Raw genomic sequence first — 5329 nt, 5'->3', positions numbered from 1 at the left:
GGACGACCTGCGGGTGAGAGACCGCCTCGCCGACCGGTTGCGCATGGCGGAGCCCGCGCTGCGCGGGCCCATGGTCCGGGCGGCCGAGGAGATCGATGCGATCTACCGCGCCCACACGGACGACGACGGCGGGGAGTTCCTGGGACGGGTGACGCGGTCCGGCACGGCGGTGCGGGAGCGCGGCTGGTGGTGGCAGCGGCGGCCGCGGCGTGTGCCGTGGATCCGATGACTACGGTGGGTGTGCCGGCCGATCTGCTCGTCAGTCGGCGCCTCGGCCGGGCGAGCCGGCCGACGTGCCCGCCGCGGTCGTCGGGGCCCCTGTGGCGCGGGTGGACGCGGCGGCGGAGGACGGCGACCAGGAGTCGCGGGACTGAGATGCCGAACTGCTGTGCACGCACCGCGGCCTGCGCGTTTGCTCCGGCGTCCGAATCGAGAGGGGAGGCTGACGTGGAAGAGATCCTGTTCGGTGAGATGCCGGTACGCGTCGCACCTGGTGACCCGATGCCCTGGCCCCTTCGGCTGAGCTTCGGTGCCCTGCTGGCGATCTCAGGGCCCTATCGGAGCGCGGACGAGCATGAGCAGCACCTTCTGGAGACGAGCGGCGCCGGGTCGTGGGTCGACCACGGCAACGATGAACTGCGGTTCTCCTCGGACACAGGTGAGCTGGTGAGCGTCTGGCTTCCGACTCCCGGGAGCGTTGTTCCGGACAGCGCTGATCTGGGTTTCTGGCTGAAGGCCGGTCGTGTCGAGGGACGGCTGGCAGTGGTGCCGGGCACCTATTTCGACGTGCCGCTCACATCCGTGCGGTGGTGCGAGAGTTCCGGCTCGGTGCTGGTCTGTCTGACCGAGGAGGGTTTCTCGGGGGACCCAGCCGTTCGTTCGCGGCTCCGGATCGCGCAGGACCTGGACGTACTCATCGCTGATGGTCGGTACGTGGGTTGGCTTCTGGAACGCCCCGCCACGCATCTCAACGACTCCTGGACGGCAGAGCCGGTTTCCCCTGAGGATCCCGAGCTGGGCGCTTGGCTCGCCCGGTTTTTCGCCCTCACCGACGACGACGTCTTTGACGTGATCGTGGACGGAGATCCCACGCCGCTCGAGCACCTCAGAGAGCTGCTGGCGGACGTCCGCACCGAGGAAGGGGACCGAGCCCGTCGCAGGATTTTCCGGGATGCGCTGGACGACGTGATCGACTGCCACACTGGCTTCGATTCTTGAGGCAAGTGGGCCTTTCAGCCAGGTCGCACGGGGAGACCTGTGCGGTCCCGGCCGCGTTCCCGTCCTCCCGCTCCGCCTGCCGGGTGTCAGTGGCCGGTGGAAGACTCCCGGGCATGGATGACTCTCAAGCCAAGGCGGATCTTCTCCGCTATCTGCAGGACGCCCGCGACGCTCTTCTCTGGAAGCTCGACGGGCTGTCGGAGTACGACATCCGTCGGCCCATGACCCCGACCGGTACGAACCTGCTGGGGCTGGTCAAGCACGTCGCTGGTGTGGAGTTGGGGTACTTCGGCGACACGTTCGGGCGGCCGTTCTTCACCGAGCAGCCGCCGGCCTGGTACCGGGAGACCGCCGAGGACAACGCCGACATGTGGGCGACGGCGGAGGAGTCCCGGGAGCAGATCGTGGAGCTCTATCGGCAGGCGTGGAAGCACGCCGACGCCACGATCTCGGCGCTGCCGCTCGACGCCACAGGCCGTGTGCCGTGGTGGCCGCAGGAGCGGCGGCAGGTGACGCTGCATCACGTCCTCGTGCGCGTGCTCGCCGACACCCAGCGGCACGCCGGCCACGCCGACATCCTCCGGGAGCTCACTGATGGGGCTGTGGGCGAGGGGGCCGGGGGGAGCAGCGTGCCGCCTGGGGAGCCGGCGTGGTGGGCGGAGTACCGGGACCGCGTGGAGCGCGCGGCTCGGGAGGCGGAGGAGGGGTGAGCTGGACCGAGAGGACGGGACCGCCCCTGAATTGCCTCGCCGCATCCCAGCGGACCTAGGTACCGTCCTTGGCATGACGGAGGACGACGAGAAGGCCCGGGCCGCCGTGCGGCTCGTGGAGGACCTCGTGGCGAAGGTGCCGGGGTTCGAGGAGGCGTACGAGACGCACGTGGACGAGGAGCACGGGGTGCTCTCGTACGTGTTCTTCGCCATCGACGTCGTCAACGAGACCGTCCGGTCCTACCTGGGGGAGGCGGATCCGGACGGTCCCGACTGGCGGCAGGTCCTCGCGTTCCTGGAGGAGGAGAGCCGGCGGGCGGTGCCCGGGGCGTACTCGGTCATCGTGACGTCCTTCCTGGACCAACTCCCGTACAAGGGGCAGCCTGGGTTCGGGATCGAGGCACACCTCGGGCCGGTCATGACCGCGAAGTACCTGGAGCTGCGGCCCTTCATGGCCGAGGCGCTGGGGGAGGGCGGGAGCCGCTAGCCGCGGCCCGTCGGGCCGTCCAGGTCCGCCAGGGCGCTTCTGATGGAGGCGATCACCGCGGCCGGTCTTCTGAACACCTCCGTCGCCGTGAAGCGGAGGATCCGGCGGACGCCGGGACAGCCGGACAGGGCGTTGTAGCGGCGGACGTCGCGTTCGTGGGCGTGCCGGGTGCCGTGGAAGGCGTAGCCCTCGATCTCGATGACCAGGCCGGCCTTGCGGAAGTAGAAGTCCGGGCGGACCGTTCTGCCGCTCGGGGTGCGCAGGACGGGCTGGGACTCGGGGTGGAGGCCCGCGTCGTGCATGTGGAGGCGGGCGACCGTCTCGGCGGGGGAGCCGGCGGCCGGGTCGGCCAGGGACAGCCACTTCCGGGCGGCCGGGGCTCCGGGGCGGCGGGCGCGCAGTTCGTCGGCCAGGGCCTCGGGGCGGACCAGGGCCTCGCGGCGTACGCCCCTGATCACGCGTCGCGCGAGGGCCGAGTCCGCCGGCACCACGGCCTCCTCCCGGCAGCGGGCGCGGCGCATGAGGTCGGCGACGGTCCGCGCGGGCGTCGTGACGCGCAGGCCTCTGCGCACCACGTGGTCCGGTTCGGCGAGGGGCGCGCGGTGGACACGGACGCCCAGGCGCGCGCCGGAGTGGCACGGGTGGACGAATTCCAGCGTCCCCATGTCCGGCTCTCCCGCGAGGAGTTCGATGCGGAGCACGGCAGCGGCCGTGCGGTGGCTGCACACAAGGCGCGGCGAGAGCAGCTGTATCGCCGTGGCCTTCGTCTTCCAGTCCACGTCCCTTCCCGGCACGGCCCACGCGCCCCGGCACAGGGGCTGCCAGCCCTCGGCGCGCAGGACGCGGCGGAGGCGGCCGGGTGGTACGCCGGCGTCGTGGGCCCATGCGGTCAGGAGGATTCCACCCCTGGCCATCACCGTGAGGTCGCGCATGCGGCAACGATCCACCCGCCACCACCATCCCCGCATCCCCTGTGGACAACGAACCCCGCACCGCCTGTGGACAACCTCGGGGTCGTCGGTGCGGGGGCCTAGGGTCGACTCATGACCGAGACCGCGACGGGCGGCGAGCCCGAGACCCTGAACGGGCTGACGCCCGGGCCCGACTGGGCCGCGCTGGAGCACGCGTACGGGAGCGCCGAGGACGTGCCCGAGCTGCTGCGCACGATGGAGTCCGTGGACGCGGACGAGCGCGAGGCGGCGATGGACGAGCTGGTGTCGTCCCTCTTCCACCAGGGCGACGTCTACTCGGCGTCTGCCGCCGCCCTCCCGTACCTCGCCCGGCTCGCACTCGACGGTCCCGGGCACCGCAAGGAGCTCCTGTGGCTCGTCGGGGGGATCGCGGGCGGCGCGGGGAACCAGGAGGAACGGGCCGCGGTGCGGCGGGCCGTGGCCGAGACGCTGCCGGAACTGGCCGCACTCGCGACGGACGAGGACCCCGGCGTGCGGCAGGCCGTGGTGTGGCTGATCACCGCCGCCGAGGACGCCGCGATACCGCTGATGCCGCTGCTGCGGGCCCGGTTCGACGAGGAGCGGGACGCCGACGTGCGCGCGGACGTCGTCACCGCGCTCGGCCTCCTCGACCTCGACGACGCGACCCGTCGAGCACGGGCGACGGCGCTGCTCGAAGCGGCAGGCGGCGAGCCGGCCGCCGTGCGCCTCGCCGCCGTCACCGACCTGCTGCGCACAGCACCACTGCCGCTCCCGACCGACCTCGTGCGCCTGGCCGCCGCCACGTACCGGGAGCACCCCTGGGAGCAGCACCACGAGCAGTGGCCGGACCACTACCGCACCCTCGCCGACCGGCTCCTCGACGACCCCGACGCGGCGCTTCTCGCTATGGCGGAGGGCGACATGCCGCTCGCCGACGCGATCCTCGAACGGTGGCGGGACTGCGAGCGGCGGGCGCTGAGCCGGCTGGTCGCGGAGCTCGCGCACCCGTACGAGATGCACGACGTCGCCCGCCTGGGCGAGGCCTTCCCGGGTGGGGAGGAGCAGCCCTGGCTCACGCCGCACCTGGCGTCGGAGGACCCTGCGATGCGCTCGGCGGCCGTGGTGGCGGCGCTGCGCTTCCGGGTGCCGGGCGCGCTCGGCCACGTACGGCGCCTGATGGACGAACTCCCCGCCGAGGACGGCACGAAGCTCGCGGTCCACGCGGCCGCGGAGGTCCTCGGCCCGGCGGCCGAGCCGCTGGCGGCCAGGGTCGCGGACCTGCTCCGCGACGACGGCGGAAGCCTCGACCCGCGCCTTGGCGGGTCCGTGGCCGAGGAGTGGGTCGCGGTGCTGGGGGGCTTCCCGCAGCACGCCGCCCGCTGTCTCCCCGCACTCGCCCGCCTGGCTCCCGCGTCGTCCGCGGCCTGCCAGGTCCTGGCCGCGACGGCAGCACACGGCGGACCGGGCCCGGAAGCCATACGCGCCCTGCGCGAGGCCGGGAGCGAGGCCGCGGCCTTCGCGTACCTGCACCTCACCGGCGACCACGGGCCGGCGCTGACGCTGGTACGGGACGAACTCCGCGGCGACCGGCGGGCCTGGGCCCTGCCGTCGGCGGGAAGACTCGGGCCGGCGGGCGCCGAGCTCCTGCCGGACGTCGAACGAAGCCTCGGGGCGATCACCCGGGAGACCCGCGCCGCCGCGGCCGCCGCGATCTGGCGGATCACCGGCCGCACGGAGGACACCGCGCCATTGCTCGTCGATGTCGTCGTCCGGGGCTGGGGAACGGCCACCCCCCGCCTGGAAGCCCTCCGCACCCTCACCGAAATGCGCCTCCTCCCGGACACAGCCCGCCCCGCCGTCGAGGCCCTGGCCCACGGCCCCCGCCGCGCCGCCCACGCCCTCCCCCTCATCGACGACGGCGCCCGCCACCCCGACGACGTCCTCCGAGAGGCCGCCCGCCGCCTCCTGTCCGCGACAAGCCC

General features: G+C 73.2%; 5 protein-coding genes and 1 pseudogene. 5 read left to right on the top strand and 1 reads right to left on the bottom strand.

Annotation, left to right across the window (positions count from 1 at the left end):
• From VIU94_RS10510 to VIU94_RS10495, 4 genes and pseudogenes are all read left to right on the top strand, one after another.
• A pseudogene (locus VIU94_RS10510) lies at positions 1-229 on the top strand (hypothetical protein); the annotation flags it as partial.
• Positions 230-447: 218 nt separating this feature from the next.
• Entirely contained in the window at positions 448-1218 is a 771-nt protein-coding gene (locus VIU94_RS10505; RefSeq protein WP_331909977.1) for a hypothetical protein, read from the top strand.
• A 113-nt stretch (positions 1219-1331) separates the two neighbouring features.
• Positions 1332-1928, top strand: coding sequence for a DinB family protein (locus tag VIU94_RS10500; protein WP_331909975.1), 597 nt, complete (start codon positions 1332-1334; stop codon positions 1926-1928).
• Positions 1929-2001: 73 nt separating this feature from the next.
• Positions 2002-2415 carry a hypothetical protein gene (locus VIU94_RS10495; protein WP_331909973.1) on the top strand — a complete coding sequence of 138 codons (414 nt, stop codon included), beginning with the start codon at positions 2002-2004 and terminating at the stop codon, positions 2413-2415.
• Here the strand turns inward: VIU94_RS10495 and VIU94_RS10490 are convergent.
• Positions 2412-3347, bottom strand: coding sequence for a hypothetical protein (locus VIU94_RS10490; protein WP_331909971.1), 936 nt, complete (start codon positions 3345-3347; stop codon positions 2412-2414). The genes VIU94_RS10495 and VIU94_RS10490 overlap by 4 nt on opposite strands.
• Positions 3348-3458: 111 nt before the next feature.
• Here VIU94_RS10490 and VIU94_RS10485 point away from each other — a divergent pair.
• A partial coding sequence (locus tag VIU94_RS10485; RefSeq protein ID WP_331909969.1) for a hypothetical protein occupies positions 3459-5329 on the top strand: 1871 nt, incomplete at its 3' end.

The sequence above is a fragment of the Streptomyces sp. genome, assembly GCF_036566765.1.
In the GTDB taxonomy this organism is placed as follows: Bacteria; Actinomycetota; Actinomycetes; order Streptomycetales; family Streptomycetaceae; genus Streptomyces.
Note: the sequence above shows the minus strand (reverse complement) of the source record. Positions and strands in the feature narration are given on the sequence as shown.

What these genes read in the sequence shown, in the direction of transcription:
- VIU94_RS10495 (WP_331909973.1), top strand. Translation starts at nt 2,002, where the DNA reads ATGACGGAGGACGACGAGAAGGCCCGGGCCGCCGTGCGGCTCGTGGAG.
- VIU94_RS10500 (WP_331909975.1), top strand. Translation starts at nt 1,332, where the DNA reads ATGGATGACTCTCAAGCCAAGGCGGATCTTCTCCGCTATCTGCAGGAC.
- VIU94_RS10490 (WP_331909971.1), bottom strand. Translation starts at nt 3,347, where the DNA reads ATGCGCGACCTCACGGTGATGGCCAGGGGTGGAATCCTCCTGACCGCA.